Genomic DNA, 22,106 nt, shown 5'->3' on the forward strand with positions numbered 1-22,106 from the left:
GTGCCGCCGTCGCCCCGTTCCACGTCATGGACGTCTGGGCGGCCGCCGCCGAACGGGCCCGCACCCACGGCGACCTGATCAACCTGTCGGCCGGGCAGCCGTCGACCCCGGCGCCGGAACCCGTGCGCGCGGCCGCCGTCGCCGCGGTGCAGTCGGAGGTGCTCGGTTACACCGTCGCCCCCGGCATCGCGGAGCTGCGCGAGGCCGTCGCCGGGCACTACCGGCGCACCCGGGAGCTGGAGGTCGACCCGGGCGACGTCGTGCTCACCACCGGGTCCTCCGGCGGGTTCCTGCTGGCCTTCCTCGCCGCGTTCGACGCGGGTGACCGCGTCGCCATGGCCCGCCCCGGCTACCCCTGCTACCGCAACATCCTCGCCGCGCTGGGCTGCGAGGTCGTCGAGCTGCCGTGCGGGCCGGCGACCCGGTTCCAGCCCACCGTGGAGATGCTGGAGGCGCTCGACGAGCCGGTGAAGGGCCTGATCGTGGCCAGCCCGGCGAACCCCACCGGCACGGTCCTCGACCCGGCCGAGCTCGCGGCGCTCGCCACGTACTGCGAGGAGCGCGGCATCCAGCTCGTCAGCGACGAGATCTACCACGGCATCACGTTCCCGGGCAGCCCCGCGACGAGCAGCGCCCGGGAGACCTCGCGGGAGGCCGTGCTGGTCAACTCGTTCTCGAAGTACTTCTCGATGACCGGCTGGCGGCTCGGCTGGCTGGTGTGCCCGCCGCGGCTGCGCCGCACCGTCGAGGGGCTGGCCGGCAATTTCACCGTCTGCCCGCCCGCACTGCCCCAGCACGCCGCGCTCGCCGCGTTCGACGGGGCGAGCTACGCCGAGGCCGACTCCCACGTCGTGCGCTACGGCCGTAACCGGGACCTGCTGCTCGACGGCCTGCGCGGGCTCGGGATCACCCGGCTCGCCCCCGCCGACGGCGCGTTCTACGTCTACGCCGACATCGCGCACCTGCTGCGCGAGGGCGAGGACTCGATGGCCCTGACCTACCGGCTGCTCGCCGACACCGGCATCGCCGTCGCACCGGGGCAGGACTTCGACCCGGTCGACGGCGGCGCCTACATCCGCTTCTCCGGCGCCGGGACGCCCGAGGGCATCACCGAGGCGCTGGAGCGGCTGCGGGCCTGGGTCTGAGCCGGCCTCAGAGCACCAGCTCGGGCTTCACCGCCGTCGCCGTCCACACCCGCTTGCGGTACGCCGCGAACGTCGCCAGCGTCAGCGCCCCGACGAACCAGGCCACCAGCACCGGCACCGCCGTCCCGACGACACCGGCCAGCTCACCGCCGTACATGAGGTGGCGCAGCGCATCGACGGCGTAGCCCATCGGCATCACGTGGTGCACCGGGTAGAGCGGCCCGGGGATGGTCTGCCACGGGAACGTGCCGCCCGCCGAGACGAGCTGCAGCACCATCAGGACCAGCCCGAGGAACTGCCCGACCGCGCCGAGCAGGGCGTTGAGGGCGTGCACGATCGCGGTGAACGTCATCGAGGTCAGCCACAGCAGCGCCAGCGTCGCGAACGGGTGCACCGGGGTGATCCCCAGCAGCAGCGACACCACCGCGTACATGCCGGTGACCTGCACGACCCCCAGCAGGCCGGCCGGGATCCAGCCGCCCAGCGCGATGCGCAGCGGGCTCTGCCCGGCCGCGATCGCCCGTCGGGACAGGGGCTGGACCAGCAGGAACAGCACGTAGCCGCCGATCCAGGTGGCGAGCGCCATGAAGAACGGGGCCAGCCCGGCGCCGTAGGTGTCGGCCTGGGAGTAGGCGACGTCGCGGGTGGCGACGGGGTCGCCGATGGTCGCGGCGGTGGCCTCCCGGACGCCCGGGGCCGGGTTCGGGATGTCGTCCAGGCCCGAGGCCAGGCCGTCGTGCAGCTGCGTCGCGCCGGTGGCGAGCTCACCGGTGCCCGAGTCGAGCCGGCGCGCCCCGTCGGCGAGCCGGTCGGTCCCGTCGACGGCGGTGCGCTCCCCGGCGACGAGCTGGTCCGCCCCGGTCCGCAGCGCGCCGGCGCCGGTGGACAGCTGCGTGGCGCCGTCGGAGAGCGCACCGACGCCGCCGGACAGCTCGGTCGCGCCGTCGCGCAGGGCCCCGGCGCCGTCGGCGGCGCTCGCGATGCCGCGGCTGAGCTGCGGGGCCGACGCGGCGAGCTGCTCGGCGCCGTCGGCGACCTGCCCCGCGCCGGAACCGATACGGTCGAGCTGCCCGGACACCTGCTGGACGCGGGCGTTGCCGTCGACCAGCGGCTGCTTCGCGGTCGCCAGCGCGGCCAGGGCCTGCTGCACCTGTTCCTCGGTGAACCCGCGCTCGCGCAGGCCCGCCGCGATCGTGCCGTCGGCGGCGTCGAGCTGGTCGGCCAGCCGGGCGCTCTCCTGCGCGACCCGGTCCCCGGCCGCGGCCAGCTGCGCGTTGCCGTCGGCGACCTGGCGGGCGCCGTCGGCCAGCTGCCGCGACTGCGCCGGCAGGTCGGCGGTGGCCTGACGCAGGGTGCCCAGCCCGGTCGCGAGCTCCCCGGCGCCCGAGGACAGCCGGTCCGCGCCGGCCGCGGCGGTGCCCGCCCCGGTGGCGAGGGTCCCGGCCCCGGTCGCGAGCTCGCCCGCGCCGCCGGAGAGCTGCCGGGCGCCGTCGAGGAGCCTGCGCTGCCCGGTCGCCAGCTCACCGGCGCCGGACGCCAGCCGGCCGGCCCCGTCGTGGGCGGTGGCCGCGCCGTCGGCGAGCCTCCCGGCGCCGTCCGCGGCCTCCTGGGTCCTGGTGTGGATGGTGGAGAAGCCGGTGAGGAACCGGTCCGCGGCCTGCGTCCCGACCTCCTTGGCGACCGACTCGCGGACCCGGGTGGTGAGGGTGTCGGCGATCGTGCGGGCCAGGTAGTTGTTGGCGTCGTTGGTGGTGAGCACGAGGATCCCCTGGCGCGGGGTGAACTCGCCGGAGGACTGCAGGGCCGCGGTGAAGTCGCGCGGGATCGTCACGGCGAAGGTGTAGACGTTGTCGCGGACACCGCGGTCGGCCTCGGCGGCGGAGACCCGGTGGAAGTCGAACGAGCCGGAGTCGGTCAGCTCCTTCGCGACGTCCTGGCCGACGTTCTGCGCCTTCCCGTCGGCGTCGGTGCCGCCCGCGTCCTCGACGACGAGTGCGGCGGGCACCTGGTCCAGGCGCGAGTAGGGATCGCCGTTGGCGTAGAGGTAGAAGCCCGCGTAGAGCATCGGGATCATCAGCAGGGCGAGCACGGCCAGGACCGGCAGCCGCCCGGCGGTGATCCGCCGCAGCTCGCTGATCGCCATCCGGATCGCGCTCATGAGGTCCGCTCCGTGCTCTCGTCGCCGTCGGTGGTCCCGGGGGTGGGGTCCGGCCCGGGCAGGATCGCCGTGCCCGCGTCCGGCGGGGTCTCCCCGGTGTCGGGGGGCGGAGCGTCCGCGGTCCCGACCGGGCGGCGGCGCAGCAGCCGCCGGGTCCAGCCCTGCGGCAGGTCGTCGGCCCCCTGCGGCGCGACGACGGTCAGCGGCCCCGTCGGATCCTCGGGCCTGCTGTGCCGCCCGGGCGGCTCCGGCAGCGCGCCGGCGCCGCCGCCACCGAGCCGCACCGCGGACACCCCCAGCAGCGCCGCCGACCCCTCGGTGCAGGTCACGACGACGGCGAACCCGGCGCGGGCGTGCTCGGAGGCCACCTGCCACCAGGTCACCGGGGTGCCGCCGTGCCGGTCCGGCGCGGTCAGCACGAGCACCCGCACCCCGGGCCGGGACGCCGCGAGTGCGGTCATCAGCCCGATCCGCACGGGTGCGGGCACGTCCTCGAACCGCGAGCGCACCCAGCTCTGCGCGCCCCGCGCGCCCAGCCACTCGGTCACCGCCCGCGGGGTGGTGCCGCGCCCGGCCATCGCCAGCTCCTCGCCGACGACGGTCCGCAACGGCAGCACCGGCTCCGGCTCGCTGACCCCGGGCGTGTCGACGACGGCGACGGCGCGGCGCAGGCGGCGCGGGTCGCCGTCGCCGTCGAGGGTGACGGTGCCGTGGTCGGGCCGCATCCGCCCGGCCAGCGCGAGCGCCAGCGCGGTGTGCCCGGAGCCGGGGGTGCCCGCGACCAGCAGCACCGAGCCGGGGACGGCGCGCAGCGAGGTCGGCGCGAGCAGCACCCCGTGGGTGCCGTCGACGGCGACGCCCTCGGCGACGAGGGCCGCCTCGGGGGCGGGGGTCGCCTCGGGATCGGGGGCGGACGAGGGGGCGGAGCTGGTCATGACGGTCCTGCTGTCCTGGGCGCCCCGGGCCGCACGGCACCCGGCGATCGCGGGTCCCGCGCAGCTCACCGGCACCGGTCGTGGGTCGGAGCCACCGGCGCCCGGCGGTGCGTACGCACGGGAGCGACGGCGGCGGAAGCCTAGGCCGACGCCTGCTCCGGCGTCCGGCCGTCGCCCAGTGTGGACCCGATCGTGCGGGCCGACTTGACCTCGGACGACAGTGAGTTGACCCGGCGCGACACTGTGACGGCGGCGACGAGGGGCGTCCCGGATGGTCCCCGGTGCCCCTCAGCCGAGGGCGGTGCGGGGCAGCGGCGCGGGACCACCGGGTGAGCCGGTGCTGGCCGGGCCGACCTCGCCGATCCGGTCCAGCGCCGCCTTGACGTGCTTGTCGCCGACGTCGCGGTGGGTCATCAGCCGCAGCTTGCCCGCGATGGCGCCGGCGCGGACCCCGGCCTCGGCGAACGCGGCGATCGTGCCGCGCACGTCGGCCACGTCCACCAGCACGATGTTGGTCTGCGGCTCGCGGACCCGCCAGCCGCGCTCGCGCAGCCCGGCGGCGAGCCGCGTCGCGAGGTCGTGGTCCTCGGCCAGCCGGTCGATCTCCTCCAGCGCGACGAGCCCGGCCGCGGCCAGCACCCCGCCCTGCCGGACGCCGCCGCCGAGCATCTTGCGCAGCCGCCGGGCGTGCTCGACGAACTCCGCCGACCCCGCGACGACCGACCCGACCGGCGCGCCGAGCCCCTTGGACAGGCACACCGCGACCGTGTCGGCGCCGACGGTCAGCGCGCCCGGCGGGACCCCCAGCGCGACCGCGGCGTTCCACAGCCGGGCGCCGTCGAGGTGCACCGAGAGCCGGGCGGCGCGCGCCGCGGCGGCGACGGAGGCGTGCTCCTCCGGTGCGGTCACGGTGCCGCCCGCGGAGTTGTGGGTGTTCTCCAGGCACAGCAGCACCGGGCGCAGGGAGGCGTAGGAGCCGTCGTCGGCGGCGGCCCGGCGCACCGCGGACGCGGTGACCTTGCCGGGGCCCGCGTCGTGCGGCAGCGGTCGCGGCATCCCGCCGGCCAGCCACGCGGCCGTGCCCAGCTCGAAGTCGAGCACGTGCGCGCCCTGGGGGGCGAGGAAGGAGTCGCCGCGGCCGAGCCGGCTCATCAGCGCGATCAGGTTCGCCATCGAGCCCGTGGGCGTCCACAGCGCGTCGGCGGCGCCGAGCAGGCCGGCGACCCGTTCCTCCAGCTCGCGCATGGTGGGGTCGCCGTCGAGCACGTCGTCGCCGACCTCGGCCTCGGCCATCGCCCGGCGCATCGCCTCGGTCGGCAGCGTGACGGTGTCCGATCGCAGGTCGACGGGCTCGCCGGGGGCCGGGGCGGCCGCCGCCCCGCGCGCACCACCGCGCGGTGACCAGCGGCTTCTGGGTGACGGGCGCACACCACCAGTGTGTTCCATCCCCGTGGCGGTGAGAACGGCAGGGTCACGAAACGGTCACGGTCACCCCGTCCGACCTGGGCGTCGAGTCCGGTATCTCACTCGTCCGGACGGGTCCTGTCTTGGCACTATGTGACGATGGCGGCCCCGAGACAGACCGAGAAGGGTGAGCGGCGCCGCGCCCTGCTCGTCGCGGCGGCCGCGGACCTGCTCGCCGAGAGCGGGTTCGACGCGATCCGGCACCGCGCCGTCGCCGAGCGGGCCGGGGTGCCGCTGGCGGCCACGACCTACTACTTCTCCTCGCTGGAGGACCTGGTCTGCGCCGCGCTGGACCGGCTGGCGCACGCCGAGCTGGCCGACGCGCACGCCTGCCTGGCCCGCCGCGACGACCCGGCCGAGATCGTGCTCGACCTGCTGCTCGGCCCACGGTCGCGCACCGACGGCCTCGACGCCGTCCTGGGCCGGTTCGAGCGGCTGATCGGGTCCGGCCGTCGCCCGTTCCTGGCCGGGTTGCTGCGCGCCCAGCGCGTCGAGTTCGACGCCCTGCTCGACGAGGCGCTCACCCGCGCGACCGGCCGTCGCCCGGGGCCGGGGGAGGTACGCAGGCTCACCGCGCTCGTCGACGGCGTCGTGCTCACCGCGCTGATCGAGGCCGACCCCGACCCGCGCGGGGTCGGCCGGGTCGCCCTGCACGAGGCCCTGGACGCGCTGCCCCGGGTGTGAGGCCGCGCTCCCGGCGGCCACGGGGCCTCCACCAGCCATTATCATCGCGCCACGTGATTCCCAACGTGCTGGCCGCGCGCTACGCGAGCCCCGAGCTGGTCCGCCTCTGGTCTCCGGAGTACAAGATCCAGCTCGAGCGACGGCTGTGGATCGCGGTGCTCCGCGCCCAGCGCGACCTCGGCGTCGAGGTGCCGTCGTCGGTCATCGACGACTACGAGGCCGTCGTCGAGCAGGTCGACCTGGGTTCGATCGCCGCCCGCGAGCGCGTCACCCGGCACGACGTGAAGGCCCGCATCGAGGAGTTCAACGCCCTCGCCGGCCACGAGCACGTGCACAAGGGCATGACCAGCCGCGACCTCACCGAGAACGTGGAGCAGCTGCAGATCCGGCTGTCCCTGGAGCTCGTCGCCGACCGCACCGTCGCCGTCCTCGCCCGGCTCGGCCGCCGCGCCGGGGAGTACGCCGAGCTGGTCATGGCCGGACGCAGCCACAACGTCGCCGCGCAGACCACCACGCTGGGCAAGCGGTTCGCCTCCGCCGCCGACGAGCTGCTCGTCGCGCACGCCCGGCTGGAGGACCTGCGCTCGCGCTACCCGCTGCGCGGGATCAAGGGCCCGATGGGCACCAGCCAGGACATGCTGGATCTACTGGGCGGCGACACTGAAGCCTCGGTCAAGCTCGAGGACCTGGAGCAGCGCATCGCCACCCACCTCGGGTTCGCCGAGGCGTTCACCAGCGTCGGGCAGGTCTACCCGCGCTCGCTCGACCACGACGTCGTCACCGCGCTGGTGCAGCTGGCCGCGGCGCCGTCGTCGCTGGCCACGACGATCCGGCTGATGGCGGGTGCCGAGCTCGCCACCGAGGGCTTCGCCCCCGGCCAGGTCGGGTCCAGCGCCATGCCGCACAAGATGAACGCCCGTTCCGCGGAACGCGTCAACGGCCTCATGGTGATCCTGCGCGGCCTGTCGGTCATGACCGCCGACCTCGCCGGCTCCCAGTGGAACGAGGGCGACGTCTCCTGCTCGGTGGTGCGCCGCGTCGCGCTGCCCGACGCGTTCTTCGCGCTCGACGGCCTCTACGAGACCACGCTGACCGTGCTCGACGAGTTCGGCGCCTACCCGGCCGTGATCGCCCGCGAGCTCGACCGCTACCTGCCCTTCCTCACCACGACCGCGGTGCTGATGGCCGCCGTCCGCGCCGGGGTCGGCCGGGAGACCGCGCACGAGGTCATCAAGGAGCACTCGGTCGCCGTCGCACTGGCGATGCGCGAGCAGGGCCAGGCCGACAACGACCTGCTCCAGCGCCTCGCCGGCGACGACCGGCTCGGGCTGCCCGCCGGCACGCTGGACCGGCTGCTGGAGGACCCGCTGCGGTTCACCGGCGCCGCGTCCGCGCAGGTCGCCACGGTGACGGAGAAGATCGCCGCGATCACCGCGAAGCACCCCGAGGCCGCCGCCTACACCCCCGGAGGGATCCTGTGAGGCTCGTCCACTCCGGCAAGGTCCGCGAGCTCTACCTCGACGAGTCCCGCGATCCGGCCCAGCTGCTGCTCGTGGCCTCGGACCGGCTGTCGATCTACGACGTCGTGCTCCCGACGCCCGTCCCGGACAAGGGCGCGATCCTCACCGCCCTGTCGCTGTACTGGTTCGAGCGCACCGCCGACCTCGTGCCCAACCACGTCATCGGCACCGACGACGTCCCCGCCGAGTTCGCCGGGCGCGCCGTCCGCTGCCGCCCGCTCGACATGCTGCCGGTGGAGTGCATCGCCCGCGGCTACCTCACCGGGCTCGGGCTGAAGGAGTACCAGCGCACCGGCGCCGTCTCCGGCGTCGCGCTGCCCGCCGGCCTGGTCGAGGGCTCGCAGCTCCCCGAACCGATCTTCACCCCGACGACGAAGGCGCCGGTCGGCTCCCACGACGAGTTCATGACCTTCGACGACGTCGTGTCCCTGCTCGGTGCGGACACCGCGGCCCGGCTGCAGGAGCTGACCCTGGAGGTCTACCGGCGCGGCGCCGAGTCCGCGGCCGAGGGCGGGATCCTCGTCGCCGACACCAAGCTGGAGTTCGGCCGGGACACCTCCGGCGAGATCGTCCTCGGTGACGAGGTGCTCACCCCGGACTCGTCGCGGTTCTGGCCCGCCGACTCCTACGAGCCCGGCCGGGTCCAGTTCTCCTTCGACAAGCAGTACGTCCGCGACTGGTCCGCCGGGCTGGACTGGGACCGCACCGCCCCCGGCCCCGAGGTCCCCGACGAGGTCGTGAAGGTCGTCCACGACCGCTACGCCGAGGTCTACCGCCGCATCACCGGCACCCCCTGGACCTCACCCACCGCCTGATCCGCCGCGTCCACACCCCTTGGCCGCCATCCACACCCCTCGCAACGGGTGTGGATGCCGGACACGGGGTGTCGACGTCGGGTGCGACCGGCCCGTCGGTGGGACCGGCCGTGCGGCAGGCCCTTCTGGGCCGGCCGCGCACGAGCAGCGGGCGGCGAGTACGACGGGTCAGACGGTGCCGAGGGCGTCGAGGAGGGCCTGGGCGGTCGGGGCGTCGGTGACCAGGCGGTCGAACAGGCCCGCCCGCGCCCCGCCGAGGATGCTCGGCACCTTCTCCTCCCCGACGGCGACGGCGATCGTCCGCGGCACCCGTCGGAGCTGCTCCGGGGAGATCCGCACCATCCGGTCGCTGCCCGGGAAGGCGATCGGGCGGCCGTCGGCGCGGTAGAAGTTCAGGCAGACGTCGCCGACGCCGTCCTGGAGGCCCTCGTCGTCGAGCGGGACCGAGGTCGAGATCGACGCGCGGCCCGCGGGCGGGGCGCCGACACCGACCAGCGCGGCCCGTGCGCGCGTCCAGAACCCGGTGACCCGCCGGAACTCCGGGTCCTCGGCGAGCGTGCGGCTCATCGCCGGCGACGGCATGGCCTGGGTGAACAGGAAGTGCGGGCGCCCGTGCCCGCGTTCGGCTACCGACCGGACGATCTCGTTGGTCTGGTGCCACGCCTCGGGCTCGGCGACCCCGCCGACGGTCGGCACGATCTCGCAGCCGGCCAGCGCGGGCAGCGCGGTGTGGCTGAGCTCCCACACGGTGCGCCCGGAGGAGACGAGCAGGACGTCGCCCGCGCGCAGCCCGGCCTCCCGCAGCGCCTCGCCGACCGGCTCGGCGAGCGACTGACCGAGGTCGGTGGCGGGGCGCGGGGCCAGCCACACCCGGTCCAGGCCGAGCGCGGCGGCGAGCCGGGGCGCGTCGTCGCCGCCGGTGTGCAGCGAGTCCGGGTCGTGCACGGTGATCTGCACGATCCCGACCCGGCGGGCCTCGGCGAGCAGCCGGGAGACGGTCGGCCGCGACACGGTGAGCCGGTCGGCGATCGCGGCCTGGTTGAGCTCGTCGACGTAGTACAGCCGTGCGGCCCGGTGCATCAGCCCCAGGTCGCGCCGGGAGACGTCGTGCGGCGCCATCGTCACCTCCTCCGCCGTGCCGGACCGGTACCAGTCAAGCCTACTGCACGTTTGTTCAATCAGGAACGGATGTGTTGACCGATGTTCACGCCGGAACGCATGCTCAGAACCAGTCGCATGCAGCACCCCGCATGGCACCAATGGAGGTTCCGTCGTGGCAGACCAGATCCCGACCCGGATGCAGGCCGTCGTCGTACACGGCCCCGAGGACTACCGCCTGGAGGAGGTCGACGTCCCGGCTCCCGGCCCCGGCGAGCTGCTGATGCAGGTCGAGGCCGTGGGCGTGTGCGCGAGCGACCTGAAGTGCTACCACGGCGCCGCGAAGTTCTGGGGCGACGAGAACCGCCCCGCCTGGGCCCAGACCGGCGTCACGCCCGGCCACGAGTTCGTCGGCCGGATCGTCTCCGGCGACGACGAGGGCCTCGCCGTGCACGGCGTGTCCGTCGGCGACCGCGTCGCCTGCGAGCAGATCGTCCCGTGCGAGCAGTGCCGCTACTGCCTGCGCGGCCAGTACTGGATGTGCGGCCCGCACGACATGTTCGGCTTCCGCAACTTCGACGGGGCGATGGCCCAGTACATGCTGGTCCCGACCCGGGCCCGGGTGCACCGGGTCTCGCCGGACCTGGAGCCGCACCACGCCGCGTTCGCCGAGCCGCTGTCCTGCGCGCTGCACGCCGTCGAGCGCGCCACCATCACCTTCGACGACGTCGTGGTCGTCGCCGGGTGCGGCCCGATCGGCCTCGGCCTGATCGCCGGCGCCCGCGCGAAGAACCCGCGCCTGCTGGTCGCGCTCGACCTCGACGACGAGAAGCTGGAGCTGGGCAGGCGCACCGGCGCCGACCTCACGATCAACATCTCCCGCGAGGACGCCGTCGCCCGGGTCCGGGAGCTCACCGAGGGCTACGGCGCCGACGTCTACCTGGAGGGCTCGGGCGCCGTCCCGGCCGTCGCCCAGGGGCTCAACCTGCTGCGCAAGCTCGGCACCTACGTCGAGTACTCGGTGTTCGGGTCCGACGTCACCGTCGACTGGTCGATCATCTCCGACGACAAGGAGCTCGACGTCCGCGGCGCCCACCTCGGCCCGCACTGCTGGCCCGCCGCGATCAAGATGCTGGAGGACGGCAAGCTCCCGATCTCCGACATCTGCACCCACCAGGTGCCGCTCGCGGAGTTCCAGAAGGCCCTCGACCTCGTCGGCGACACGTCCGGGTCGTCGGTCAAGGTCTCGATCCTCCCGAACGCGTGAGGGCCGCCATGTCTACGACGACACCGCGCGAGACCTTCCTCGACCGCATCGGCATCCCGCACTCCCTGCGCTGGGGCTTCCTCGGCGTGCTCGTCTTCATGACCGGCAACGGGACCGAGTCGAACTTCATCTCCCCGCACATCGAGGCGGTCCTCGGCTCGCCCGAGGCGACCGTCGCCACGATCATCGCCGGCTACAGCCTGGCCGTGCTCGTCGCCAGCTACCTGTCCGGTGCGCTGGCCGACCTGTGGGGGCCGCGCCGGGTGATGACCCTCGGCGTCGTCGTCTGGGTCGTGTTCGAGGTGCTGTTCCTGCTGAGCCTGCAGCTCGGCAGCATCGGCCTGGTCGCGGCCACCTACTTCCTGCGCGGCCTCGGCTACCCGCTCTTCGCGTTCGCGTTCCTGGTGTGGATCAACGTCGTCACGCCGTACTCGCGCAACGGCGTCGCGGTCGGCTGGTTCTACGTCATGTTCACCGGCGGCCTGCCCACGCTGGGCTCGCTGTTCGCGCTCGGCATGATTCCGGCCTTCGGCGGGGGCACCGGCGGCGAGACCGCCGCGATGGTCGGCTCGACCGTGCTCGTCGTCGCCGGGTTCCTGATCGCCCGGTTCGGGGTGCGCGAGCCGCACGCCACCCGGCGCCTCGCCCCGGCGGGGGAGACCACCGCCCAGGTGCTCACCGCCGGGCTGCGGCTCACCGCGTCGAACCCGAAGATCCTCATGGGCTTCCTGGTCCGGCTGATCAACACCGCGCCGCAGTACGGCATGTTCATCATCCTGCCGACGGTCATCGCGGTGGACCTCGGCTGGGGCCAGAGCCGCTGGCTGACCATGACCGTGTTCGTCTACGCGACGAACATCCTGGTCAACGCGGTGTTCGGGGCCGTCGGGGACCGCTGGGGCTGGCGGCGCACCGTGCAGTGGTTCGGCGTGTTCGGCTCGGCCGTGGGCCTGCTGCTGTGGTGGTACGTGCCGCACGCCGTCCCGGCCGGATCGACCTGGGGCTTCTGGGTCTCGGTCGCCGCGGGCTGCATCTTCGGCTGCCTGCTCGCCGGGTTCGTCCCGATGGGCGCGATCATGCCCGCGCTCGCACCCGACCACACGGGCGCCGCGATGGCCATGTACACGACCGCCGCGGGCGGTGCCGCGTTCCTCGGGTCCGGCGTCGTCGCGCTGCTGCTGGGGGTCGGGGCCGGGAACGTCGGCGTCGTGTGGGCCTTCGTCGCCCTCTACGCGGCCGCCTTCGTGATGGTCTCGTTCCTGAACGTCCCGCAGGACGCCCCCGAGCCGCGCGCCGCCGTCGCGACCCCGGTGAAGGAGACCTCGTGACCAGGATCTACGACGACCCCGCCACGTTCGCCGACGACCAGCTCGACGGCTTCCTCGACCTCTACGCCGACCGTGTCCGGGGGGTGCACGGCGGCGTGGTCGCCCACCGCGGCGACGGTGGCCCCCAGGTCGCCGTCGTCATCGGGGGCGGCTCGGGCCACTACCCGGCCTTCTGCGGGACGGTCGGGCCGGGGATGGCGCACGGCGCCGTCGTCGGCAACATCTTCACCTCGCCGTCGGCCGCCCAGGCGTACTCGGTCGCGAAGGCCGCCGACCAGGGCCGCGGCGTGGTCTTCGGCTTCGGCAACTACGCCGGCGACACGATCAACTTCGGGATCGCGGCCGACCGGCTGCGCGAGGAGGGGATCGACACCCGCATCGTGGTCGTCACCGACGACGTCGCCTCCGCCGAGGAGGAGTCGCGGCGCCGCGGGATCGCCGGCGACTTCACCGTGTTCAAGGCGATGGGCGCCGCCGCCGCGCGCGGCGCGGACATCGACGAGGTCGAGCGGGTCGGCCGGGCCGCCAACGCGGCCACCCGCAGCCTCGGCGTCGCGTTCACCGGCTGCACGATGCCCGGCGAGGACGAGCCGCTGTTCTCGGTGCCCGAAGGGCATCTCGGGCTCGGCCTGGGCATCCACGGCGAGCCCGGCATCCGCGACGTCCCGATGCTGCCCGCCCGCGAGCTGGCGGAGCTGCTGGTCGACGACGTGCTGAAGCACGCGCCCACGGGAGCGCCCGGCCGGGTCGGGGCGATCCTCAACGGGCTGGGCACCACGAAGTACGAGGAGCTGTTCCTGCTGTGGCGCCACGTCGCGCCGCGGCTGCGCGACGCCGGGTACGAGATCGTCGACCCGGAGGTCGGCGAGCTCGTGACCAGCCTCGACATGGGCGGCTGTTCGCTCACCCTGATGTGGCTCGACGACGAGCTGGAGCCGCTGTGGCGGGCGGACGCCTACACCCCCGCCTACCGCAAGACCGCCGCACCGCTGGCGGCGCTGCACGGGCCGACCGCCGACGAGCTCGCCGAGGCCGACGCCGTCGTCACCGCGCCCGCGGCGAGCGACGCGGCCCGGGAGCTCGCGGGCACCGTCCGCGCCGCGCTGGCGGCGGCGGAGTCGACGATCCGCTCCCACGAGCACGAGCTGGGCCGGATCGACGCCGTCGCGGGCGACGGCGACCACGGCCGCGGCATGCTCAAGGGGATCACGGCCGCCACCGCCCGGGTCGGCGAGCTCGGCGACGAGGTCGGCGGCGGCTGGGTGCTCCAGCAGGCCGGGCAGGCATGGGCGGAGCGCGCCGGCGGCACCTCCGGGGTGCTGTGGGGCGCCGCGCTCGAGGCACTCGGGCGGCACCTCGGTGACACCGCCGAGGGCTACCCGGCCGCGACCGTCGCCGCCGGCGTCCGCGGGTTCGCGACGACCATCGAGCAGCTCGGCGGGGCACGGGCGGGGGACAAGACCCTGCTCGACGCGCTGCTGCCCTTCGTCGAGGAGCTGGAGCGCCGGGTCGGCGACGGCGATCCGCTCGCCGGGGCGTGGGCCGCGGCGGCGGAGGTCGCGACCGCCCGGGCGCGGGACACCGCGGACCTGCGGCCCCGGATCGGCCGGGCCCGTCCGCTGGCGGAGAAGAGTGTCGGCACCCCCGACGCCGGGGCGGTGTCGCTGGGACTCGTCGCGACGGCCGTCGCAGAGGTGCTGGAGGAGGAGACATGAGCGGGAAGCTCCGCATCGTCGTCGGCGCCGACGACGCCGGCTACGAGTACAAGGAGAGGCTGAAGGCCGACCTGGAGGCCGACGACCGCGTCGCCGAGGTGGTCGACGTCGGCGTCGGCGCGGACGGGCACACCGCCTACCCGCACATCGGCGTCGCCGCGGCCCGCAGGATCGCCGACGGCGAGGCCGACCGCGGGCTGCTCATCTGCGGGACCGGGCTGGGCGTCGCGATCTCGGCGAACAAGGTGCCGGGTGTCCGCGCGGTCACCGCGCACGACCCGTTCTCCGTCGAGCGGTCGGTGAAGTCCAACGACGCGCAGGTCCTCTGCATGGGCCAGCGCGTGGTCGGGCTGGAGCTCGCGCGCACACTCGTCGACGGCTGGCTCGACCACCGGTTCGACCCGGCGAGCGCCTCGGCGGAGAAGGTCGCCGCGCTCGACACCTACGACCGCGGCCGACCGGCCGGGTCGGAGACCGTCGGGACGGACTGCTGATGTTCGATCTCACCGGTTCGGTCGCGCTGGTCACCGGGGCCGCGTCGGGCATCGGCGCCGAGGCGGCCCGGGCGCTCGCCGGGCAGGGCGCGGTGGTCGCCGGCGCGGACCTGCGCACCGACGGCGTCCCGGGGGTCTGTGCGTCGGCGCACGTCGTCGACGTCGCGGACCCCGACGCGGCGGAGGCCTGCGTCGACGAGGTCGTCGCGCGGCACGGCCGGGTCGACGTGCTGGTGAACTCGGCCGGGATCGCGCTGCTCGCCCCGGCCCTGGAGCTGGGGGTCGACGACTGGCGCCGCACCCTGGACGTCAACCTCACCGGCTCGTGGCTGATGGCGCGGGCCGCGGGCCGGGTCATGGTGGAGCGCGGGTACGGGCGGATCGTGAACCTCGCCTCGCAGGCGGCGAGCAGCGGGCTGGAACAGCACGCGGCCTACTGCGCGTCCAAGGCGGGGATCACCGGGCTGACCCGCACCCTCGCCGTCGAGTGGGGGCCGCACGGGGTGACGGTCAACGCGGTGTCGCCGACGGTCGTGCTCACCGACCTGGGCCGCGCGGCGTGGGACAACCCGGCCGGGGACGCGCACCGCGCGCAGATCCCGGCGCGGCGGTTCGCCGAGCCGTCGGAGATCGCCGCGGCCGTGGTCTACCTGGCCTCGGCCGAGGCCGCGATGGTCAACGGCGCCGAGCTGCGGGTCGACGGCGGGTTCACGGCCCGCTGAGCACACCGGCCGAGAACGCCCGCCGATCGTCGTCCGCGCGATCCGGCGGCTCCACGCGGGGTTCACCTCGGTCGGGTCGGATGGGGCCATGAGCACGCTGCTGGTCTCGCTGTCCGGCCTGACCGACTCCGACGACGCCGACCGCGCCCGCGCCGCCGCGTTCGCCGCGGAGCTGGACCGGCGCGGCGTGCCGCTGACCCACCTCGTGCAGCCCAAGGGGCCCGACGGGGCGGGTGGGATGCGGGCACTGCGCCGCGGCGACGACCTGGTCCGCTGGATCGCCGGCCGCGTCCGCGCCGGGGACGACCTGCTCCTGCACGGTTTCGACCACACGAGCGACCCGGTGGGCGCCTGGCAGAGCGGCTCCGTGCCGCGGATCGGGCGCCGCACCGAGTTCGGGGCGCTGCCCCGGCACGAGGCCGGTCTGCGGCTGACCGGTGCCCGGCGGATCCTGCTCGCGACCGGGCTGTCCACCGACGGCTTCGCACCGCCCGGCTGGATCGCCTCCGAGGGCACCCTCGACGCGCTGGCCGACCTCGGCTTCGGCCTCTGCGCCGACGAGACGACCGTCCGCGCGACCGGCGGTCCGGTGCTGCGCTCGCGGGTGCTGACCTTCCGCGTGTCCGAACCCTGGCGGGGCGAGCGCCGCGCGGGGGAGCGCCGTCGCGGACGGGCGCTGGAGCAGCAGGCCGTGCGCACCGCCGAGCGCGGCGGGCTCGTCCGGCTCGCGCTGCGGGCCAAGGACCTGCGCCGCGAGCACCGCGTCGAGGCCGCGCTGGCCGCCGTCGACGCGGCGCGCGGGGCGGGCGCCGTCGGCACCGTGCACCGCACGCTGTTCGCCGCCGCCCCGGCGGCCTAGGAACTCCCCGGCGATCGGCCCGGTTGTCCACAGTGTGTGCTCTCCTGTGGACAACCGGTGCCACCTGTGGACAGGTGTCAGGTCCGCCGCTCGCCGAGCACGCAGAACTCGTTGCCCTCGGGGTCGGCGAGCACCGTCCACGACACCTCGTCGGCCGGGGCCCGGTGCTGGCCCACGTCGACCCGGGTGGCGCCCAGCATCAGCAGGCGGGCCACCTCGGAGTCGCGGACGCCGTCCGGCCGCAGGTCGATGTGCAGGCGGTTCTTGGTCCGCTTGCCCTCCCCGACCGGTACGAAGATCAGCCCGGGGACGACGCCCTCGGCGGGCTGGATCTCGAACTCCGACACCGAGGGGTTCACCACCGTCCAGTCCAGGGCCTCGGCCCACCAGCGGCCGAGCCGGACCGGGTCCCGGGCGTCGACGACGACCTGCTCCCACTGCAGGGCCATCAGACGTCGACCGCCGTCTCCCGGTCGGGGACCAGGAACGTGGTGGCGTCCGGCTTGAGCTGGTCGACGAAGCGGTGGTGGAGCGCCGGGTCGGCGAGGGTGCCCTCGTGGATCGGCACCACCGTCCGCGGCGCGACCGACCGCAGGTAGTCGACGGCCTCGGAGACCTTCAGCCAGGGCGCGCCGGTGGGGAGCAGCAGCGTCGCCAGCTCGTCGACGCCCGGCGGGACGTAGGCGTCGCCGGGGTGCAGCAGCGCGCCGTCGACGAGGTAGCCGTTGTTCGCGACCAGCGGGATGTCCGGGTGGATCTGCGCGTGGTCCCCGGACCCGACGACGGTCACCTCGGCGCCGCCGAGGGCCAGAACGTCGCCGGGGGCGGCGGTGCGGGCGTCGATGCCGTCGAGCTGCCCGGCGGTCTGGCCGTCGGTGACCAGGGCGGCGTCGGGGTTGGCGCGCAGCAGGGTGCGCAGCGCGTCCGCGTCGACGTGGTCGACGTGCTGGTGGGTGACGAGGATCGCGTCGAGGCCCTGGAGACCGGTGAACCCGGAGGAGAAGGCGCCGGGGTCGAACAGCAGGCGTGCGGCTCCGGTGTCGACCAGGACGCAGGCGTGGCCGTAGTGCGTCAGCTGCATGGGCACAGCATCCCGCGTCACGGCGTCACGGCGTCGCGGCGCCCGGCGGCCGCGCCGATGAGTTCGGGCGACGGCCGCGGTCGGAGGGACATGGAGACCCGCACCCTGCACCGCCCCGACGCCGACCTCGTCCACGACGTCCACGGCCCGGACCCCGCGCCGGGGGACCGGCCGCTGCTCTGCGTGGGGCAGCCGATGGACGCCACCGGGTTCCGCTCGCTCGCCGCGGAGCTGCCGGACCGCCGCGTCGTCGCCTACGACCCGCGCGGGCTCGGCCGCAGCACGCGGCACGACGGCCGCGCCGACCACGACCCGCGTGTGCAGGCCGAGGACCTGCACGCGCTCGTCGGCGAGCTGGGTGCCCCCGTGGACGTCTTCGCCTCCAGCGGCGGCGCGGTCACCGCGCTCGCACTCGTCGCCGCCCACCCCGGGGACGTGCGGGTGCTCGTCGCGCACGAGCCGCCGCTGGTCGGGGTGCTGCCCGACGCCGACGCGGCCCGCCGGGTGATCGACGGCTACGAGCGGGCCTACGCGGCGGGCGGCTGGGGTGTGGGCATGGCCGGGTTCCTCGCGGCGACGTCCTGGGCCGGCCCGTTCACCGACGAGTTCCTGGCGGCGACCCCGCCCGACCCGGCCGCGTTCGGCCTGCCCGCCGACGACGACGGCCGGCGCGACGACCCGCTGCTCTCGGGCGGCTCGCGTGCCGTCGTCGACCACGTCCCGGACGTCGACGCGCTGCAGGCTGCCCCCACCCGGATCGTGGTGGCGGTGGGTGAGGAGTCCGGCGACACGTTCACCGCCCGCACCGCGCGGGGCCTCGCCGCGCGCCTCGGGCAGGACGTCGTCGTGTTCCCCAGCCACCACGGCGGGTTCGCCGGCGGCGAGTTCGGGTGGCCCGGCAAGCCCGCGGAGTTCGCGGCCCGGCTGCGCGAGGTCCTCGGCTGAGCGGCACCGGCGGCACCGCGCGCCGCCCGGGATCCGCGGGCGCCGGGGGTGAGGGCACGCACGTCGAGCCGGCGGGTCGTTCACCGTAGGCTGGCCCCGTGGCCAGAGTGGTGGTGGACGTGATGCCCAAGCCCGAGATCCTCGACGTGCAGGGCCAGGCGGTGACCCGGGCGCTCGGCCGGATCGGTGTGTCCGGCGTGAGCGGGGTGCGGCAGGGCAAGCACTTCGAGCTCGACGTCGAGGACGGCATCGACGACGAGACCCTGCACCGGCTCGCCGGCTCGCTGCTGGCGAACCCGGTGATCGAGGACTGGACGGTGACCCGGCTGTGAGCACCCGGGTCGGTGTGATCACGTTCCCGGGGACCCTCGACGACGTCGACGCCGCCCGCGCGGTCCGCCGCGCCGGCGCCGAGGCCGTCCCGCTGTGGCACGGCGACCACGACCTGCAGGGTGTGGACGCCGTCGTCGTGCCGGGCGGCTTCTCCTACGGCGACTACCTGCGCGCCGGCGCCATCGCGAGCCTGGCGCCGATCATGACCGAGGTCGTGCGGGCCGCCGGGCGCGGCCTGCCGGTGCTCGGCATCTGCAACGGCTTCCAGATCCTCTGCGAGGCGCACCTGCTCCCCGGCGCGCTCGTCGCGAACGCGGGGATGCACTTCCTGTGCCGCGACCTCGAGCTGACCGTGGAGAACGCGCAGACCGCGTGGACCCGCGACTACACCGCGGGGGACCGGCTCACGATCCCGCTGAAGTCGCAGGAGGGCCGCTACGTCGCCGACGCCGCGACCCTCGACGAGCTGGAGGGCGAGGGCCGCGTGGTGTTCCGCTACGCCGAGCCCGCCCCCAACGGCTCGACCCGCGACATCGCCGGCATCACCGACGCGGCGGGCAACGTGGTCGGCCTCATGCCGCACCCGGAGCACGCGACCAGCGAGCTGACCGGCCCGTCCGCGGACGGCCTCGGCCTGTTCACCTCGGTGCTGGCCCGGGTCACCGCCTGACCCGTCGACGACGCACGGCCCGGCCGGTGGTCCCCGCGGACCACCGGCCGGGCCGTCCCCGTGACCGGGGAGCGGACCTGCGGGCCCACCCGGGGCGGACGCGCTCCACCCCGCTGTGGGGAACCCCGCCTGTGGGCCCCGGCACCGTGCGGGGACGCGGGCGGGGAAGCCCCGTCTACCCTGACCCCGTGACGCAGTCCCAGGTGCCGGTCGATTCCGTCAAGCACGCCGAGGCCACTCCGGAGCAGCCGCAGCCCTTCCGGGAGCTGGGGCTCAAGGACGACGAGTACGCCCGCATCCGGGAGATCCTCGGCCGCAGGCCCACCGACGCCGAGCTCGCGATGTACTCGGTGATGTGGAGCGAGCACTGCTCCTACAAGTCCTCCAAGGTCCACCTGCGCTACTTCGGTGAGACCACCACCGAACAGATGCGCTCGACGATGCTCGCCGGCATCGGCGAGAACGCGGGCGTCGTGTCCGTCGGCGACGGCTGGGCGGTCACCTTCAAGGTCGAGTCGCACAACCACCCGTCCTACGTCGAGCCCTACCAGGGCGCGGCGACCGGTGTCGGCGGCATCGTCCGCGACATCATGGCGATGGGCGCGCGCCCGATCGCGGTCGGCGACCCGCTGCGCTTCGGCCCGCTCGACGCCGACGACACCGGCCGGGTGCTGCCCGGCATCGTCGCCGGGGTCGGCGGCTACGGGAACTGCCTCGGCCTGCCGAACGTCGCGGGCGAGGTCGTCTTCGACCCGTCCTACGCGGGGAACCCGCTGGTCAACGCCCTGTGCGTGGGAGCGCTGAAGACCGAGGACCTGCACCTCGCGTTCGCCTCCGGCACCGGCAACAAGATCATCCTGTTCGGTGCGACGACCGGCCTCGACGGCATCGGCGGTGTGTCCGTGCTGGCGTCGGAGACCTTCGACTCCGACAGTGGCGGCACCGGGCGGAAGAAGCTCCCGAGCGTCCAGGTCGGCGACCCGTTCACCGAGAAGGTCCTCATCGAGTGCTGCCTGGAGCTGTTCGCGGCCGGGCTCGTCGTCGGCATCCAGGACCTCGGCGGCGCGGGGCTGTCCTGCGCGACCTCCGAGCTCGCCTCCGCCGGTGACGGCGGCATGCACGTCGACCTCGACGCCGTCCCGCTGCGCGCCACCGGCATGACCGCCGCCGAGATCCTCTCCTCGGAGTCCCAGGAGCGGATGTGCGCGGTCGTGACCCCGGAGAACGTCGAGGCCTTCCTCGCCGTCTGCCGCAGGTGGGACACCATCGCCACCGTGATCGGCGAGGTCACCGACGGCGACCGCCTGGTGATCACCTCCCGGGGCGAGACCGTCGTCGACGTGCCGCCGCGCACGGTCGCCCACGAGGGCCCGGTCTACACCCGGCCGGTCGCCCGCGACGACGCGAAGCAGGACGCGCTGAACGCGGACTCGCCGGAGACGCTGCCCCGCCCGGAGACCCCGTCCGAGCTGCGCGCGGAGATCCTGCGGATGGCCGCCGCCCCGAACCTCGCGTCCCGCTCGTGGGTCACCGACCAGTACGACCGCTACGTGCGTGGCAACACCGTCGCCGCGCACGGCGCCGACTCCGGGGTCGTGCAGGTCGACGAGTCCACCGGCCGCGGCATCGCCGTCGCCACCGACTGCAACGCCCGCTTCGTGGCGCTCGACCCGTACGTCGGCGCGCAGCTCGCGCTGGCCGAGGCCTACCGCAACGTCGCGACCTCCGGCGCCGTCCCGCTCGCCGTCACCGACTGCCTGAACTTCGGCTCGCCGGAGGACCCGCACGTCATGTGGCAGTTCGAGCAGGCCGTGCGCGGTCTCGCCGACGGCTGCGCGGTGCTGGGCACCCCGGTCACCGGCGGCAACGTCAGCTTCTACAACCAGACCGGGACGACGGCGATCCTGCCGACCCCGGTCGTCGGCGTGCTCGGCGTGATCGACGACGTCACCACCGCGGTCCGGTCCGGGTTCGCCGGCGCCGACGGCGACGCGGTGGTCCTGCTCGGCACCACCGCCGCCGAGTTCGGCGGGTCGGAGTGGGCGCACGAGGTGCACGGGCACCTCGGCGGCCGGCCGCCCGCCGTCGACCTGGAGCACGAGCGGCGCCTCGCGCAGCTCCTCGCCGCCGCGGCCGCGGACCGGGCGCTGACCGGCAGCCACGACCTGTCCGACGGCGGCCTCGCCCAGGGCCTGGTCGAGGCCGCGCTCGTCGGGGGCCGGGGGGCCCGCGTCGACCTGGCCGGGGTGCACGAGGACTCGTTCACCGCGCTGTTCGCCGAGTCCGCCGGACGGGTGCTGGTCACCGTGCCCGCCGACGGCGCCGAGGCGTTCCTGGCCCGCGCCGCCGAGGCCGGCGTCCCGGCGCTGCGGCTCGGCGAGACCGGCGGCGACGTCCTCGACCTGGGCGACGCCCTCGGCACGCTGGCGCTCGACGAGCTGCGCGCCGCCTGGGAGGGCACGCTCCCGGCGCGGTTCGGCGCCGTCTCGGTCTGATGTCCGACGTCCTCCTGGGCTGGGTCGACGACGGGGTCGAGCCGGACCGGGCGACACGGAAGTCGGCGGTGAAGGCGTCACTGGACGAGCTGGCCCGGCGCGCACCGGGCCGCAGCGTCGAGGTGCGGGTCCCGCCGTTCGGCGCGGTGCAGTGCGTCGAGGGGCCGCGGCACACCCGCGGCACCCCGCCGAACGTCGTCGAGGCCGACCCGCGCACCTGGATCGCGCTCGCCATCGGCCGTCTGACCTGGGACGACGCCGTCGCCGCCGGGCGGGTGTCGGCGTCCGGGTCGCGGGCGGGCGAGATCGCCGCGTTCCTGCCGCTCCGCACGCCGTGACCGGGCGGGTGCGGTGTGCGACGCCGACGTGACCCCCGTC

21 protein-coding genes are annotated in these 22,106 nt (G+C 75.1%); 15 read left to right on the top strand and 6 right to left on the bottom strand.

Annotated elements, in window-relative coordinates; translation table 11 throughout:
- Positions 1-26: 26 nt before the first annotated feature.
- Complete coding sequence (locus WHI96_RS02875; RefSeq protein WP_345641515.1) at positions 27-1,145, top strand: aminotransferase class I/II-fold pyridoxal phosphate-dependent enzyme; 1,119 nt, start codon at positions 27-29, stop codon at positions 1,143-1,145.
- A 7-nt stretch (positions 1,146-1,152) separates the two neighbouring features.
- On the opposite strand, the gene WHI96_RS02880 is transcribed toward WHI96_RS02875, so the two are convergent.
- The 3 genes from WHI96_RS02880 to WHI96_RS02890 form a co-directional block, all read right to left on the bottom strand.
- Positions 1,153-3,303 (bottom strand): YhgE/Pip family protein, encoded by a 2,151-nt coding sequence (locus WHI96_RS02880; RefSeq protein ID WP_345641310.1) that lies wholly within the window; start codon positions 3,301-3,303, stop codon positions 1,153-1,155.
- On the bottom strand, positions 3,300-4,238 hold the full coding sequence (locus WHI96_RS02885; protein WP_345641313.1) for a hypothetical protein: 939 nt from the start codon (positions 4,236-4,238) through the stop codon (positions 3,300-3,302). Before WHI96_RS02885 ends, WHI96_RS02880 begins: the two co-directional genes overlap by 4 nt.
- A gap of 288 nt (positions 4,239-4,526) precedes the next feature.
- Positions 4,527-5,579, bottom strand: a complete 1,053-nt coding sequence (locus tag WHI96_RS02890; protein ID WP_345641517.1) for a threonine aldolase family protein — start codon at positions 5,577-5,579, stop codon at positions 4,527-4,529.
- 222 nt (positions 5,580-5,801) lie between these two features.
- Between WHI96_RS02890 and WHI96_RS02895 the strand changes: the two genes are divergently transcribed.
- Genes WHI96_RS02895 through WHI96_RS02905 form a run of 3 tightly spaced genes read left to right on the top strand, consistent with a single transcriptional unit; the run spans position 5,802 to position 8,721 of the window.
- Complete coding sequence (locus WHI96_RS02895) at positions 5,802-6,386, top strand: TetR/AcrR family transcriptional regulator (protein ID WP_345641316.1); 585 nt, start codon at positions 5,802-5,804, stop codon at positions 6,384-6,386.
- A gap of 53 nt (positions 6,387-6,439) precedes the next feature.
- On the top strand, positions 6,440-7,867 hold the full coding sequence (purB, locus tag WHI96_RS02900; protein ID WP_345641318.1) for an adenylosuccinate lyase: 1,428 nt from the start codon (positions 6,440-6,442) through the stop codon (positions 7,865-7,867).
- On the top strand, positions 7,864-8,721 hold the full coding sequence (locus tag WHI96_RS02905; RefSeq protein ID WP_345641320.1) for a phosphoribosylaminoimidazolesuccinocarboxamide synthase: 858 nt from the start codon (positions 7,864-7,866) through the stop codon (positions 8,719-8,721). Before purB ends, WHI96_RS02905 begins: the two co-directional genes overlap by 4 nt.
- Before the next feature lie 168 nt (positions 8,722-8,889).
- On the opposite strand, the gene WHI96_RS02910 is transcribed toward WHI96_RS02905, so the two are convergent.
- On the bottom strand, positions 8,890-9,840 hold the full coding sequence (locus WHI96_RS02910; RefSeq protein WP_345641323.1) for a sugar-binding transcriptional regulator: 951 nt from the start codon (positions 9,838-9,840) through the stop codon (positions 8,890-8,892).
- Positions 9,841-9,994: 154 nt separating this feature from the next.
- On the opposite strand from WHI96_RS02910, the gene WHI96_RS02915 reads away from it, so the two are divergent.
- The 6 genes from WHI96_RS02915 (at position 9,995) to WHI96_RS02940 (ending at position 16,204) form a co-directional block, all read left to right on the top strand.
- A complete protein-coding gene (locus tag WHI96_RS02915; protein ID WP_345641326.1) occupies positions 9,995-11,086 on the top strand; it encodes an alcohol dehydrogenase catalytic domain-containing protein in 1,092 nt (363 codons plus the stop codon).
- Positions 11,087-11,094: 8 nt separating this feature from the next.
- Complete coding sequence (locus WHI96_RS02920; protein ID WP_345641329.1) at positions 11,095-12,414, top strand: RbtT/DalT/CsbX family MFS transporter; 1,320 nt, start codon at positions 11,095-11,097, stop codon at positions 12,412-12,414.
- A complete protein-coding gene (locus WHI96_RS02925) occupies positions 12,411-14,129 on the top strand; it encodes a dihydroxyacetone kinase family protein (protein WP_345641332.1) in 1,719 nt (572 codons plus the stop codon). The genes WHI96_RS02920 and WHI96_RS02925 overlap by 4 nt, the downstream gene beginning before the upstream one ends.
- Complete coding sequence (locus tag WHI96_RS02930) at positions 14,126-14,623, top strand: ribose-5-phosphate isomerase (protein ID WP_345641335.1); 498 nt, start codon at positions 14,126-14,128, stop codon at positions 14,621-14,623. Before WHI96_RS02925 ends, WHI96_RS02930 begins: the two co-directional genes overlap by 4 nt.
- Entirely contained in the window at positions 14,623-15,345 is a 723-nt protein-coding gene (locus WHI96_RS02935) for a GolD/DthD family dehydrogenase (RefSeq protein ID WP_345641338.1), read from the top strand. The genes WHI96_RS02930 and WHI96_RS02935 overlap by 1 nt, the downstream gene beginning before the upstream one ends.
- 88 nt (positions 15,346-15,433) lie before the next feature.
- Positions 15,434-16,204 carry a DUF2334 domain-containing protein gene (locus WHI96_RS02940; RefSeq protein WP_345641342.1) on the top strand — a complete coding sequence of 257 codons (771 nt, stop codon included), beginning with the start codon at positions 15,434-15,436 and terminating at the stop codon, positions 16,202-16,204.
- 77 nt (positions 16,205-16,281) lie between these two features.
- On the opposite strand, the gene WHI96_RS02945 is transcribed toward WHI96_RS02940, so the two are convergent.
- Both WHI96_RS02945 and WHI96_RS02950 read right to left on the bottom strand, forming a co-directional pair.
- Entirely contained in the window at positions 16,282-16,653 is a 372-nt protein-coding gene (locus tag WHI96_RS02945; protein WP_345641345.1) for a VOC family protein, read from the bottom strand.
- Positions 16,653-17,285: an MBL fold metallo-hydrolase gene (locus WHI96_RS02950; protein ID WP_345641348.1), complete on the bottom strand. Its 633-nt coding sequence runs from the start codon at positions 17,283-17,285 to the stop codon at positions 16,653-16,655. Before WHI96_RS02950 ends, WHI96_RS02945 begins: the two co-directional genes overlap by 1 nt.
- A gap of 90 nt (positions 17,286-17,375) precedes the next feature.
- Between WHI96_RS02950 and WHI96_RS02955 the strand changes: the two genes are divergently transcribed.
- The 5 genes from WHI96_RS02955 to WHI96_RS02975 all read left to right on the top strand — a co-directional run bounded on the left by WHI96_RS02955 (position 17,376) and on the right by WHI96_RS02975 (position 22,066).
- Positions 17,376-18,230 carry an alpha/beta fold hydrolase gene (locus WHI96_RS02955; RefSeq protein WP_345641351.1) on the top strand — a complete coding sequence of 285 codons (855 nt, stop codon included), beginning with the start codon at positions 17,376-17,378 and terminating at the stop codon, positions 18,228-18,230.
- A gap of 98 nt (positions 18,231-18,328) precedes the next feature.
- Complete coding sequence (purS, locus tag WHI96_RS02960; protein ID WP_345641353.1) at positions 18,329-18,562, top strand: phosphoribosylformylglycinamidine synthase subunit PurS; 234 nt, start codon at positions 18,329-18,331, stop codon at positions 18,560-18,562.
- Complete coding sequence (gene purQ / locus WHI96_RS02965) at positions 18,559-19,233, top strand: phosphoribosylformylglycinamidine synthase subunit PurQ (RefSeq protein ID WP_345641356.1); 675 nt, start codon at positions 18,559-18,561, stop codon at positions 19,231-19,233. Before purS ends, purQ begins: the two co-directional genes overlap by 4 nt.
- 188 nt (positions 19,234-19,421) lie before the next feature.
- Positions 19,422-21,728, top strand: a complete 2,307-nt coding sequence (purL, locus tag WHI96_RS02970; RefSeq protein ID WP_345641359.1) for a phosphoribosylformylglycinamidine synthase subunit PurL — start codon at positions 19,422-19,424, stop codon at positions 21,726-21,728.
- A complete protein-coding gene (locus WHI96_RS02975) occupies positions 21,728-22,066 on the top strand; it encodes a sterol carrier family protein (protein ID WP_345641363.1) in 339 nt (112 codons plus the stop codon). The genes purL and WHI96_RS02975 overlap by 1 nt, the downstream gene beginning before the upstream one ends.
- Positions 22,067-22,106: the final 40 nt, after the last annotated feature.

The sequence above is a fragment of the Pseudonocardia tropica genome, assembly GCF_040105315.1.
Taxonomy (GTDB): Bacteria; Actinomycetota; Actinomycetes; order Mycobacteriales; family Pseudonocardiaceae; genus Pseudonocardia; species Pseudonocardia alni.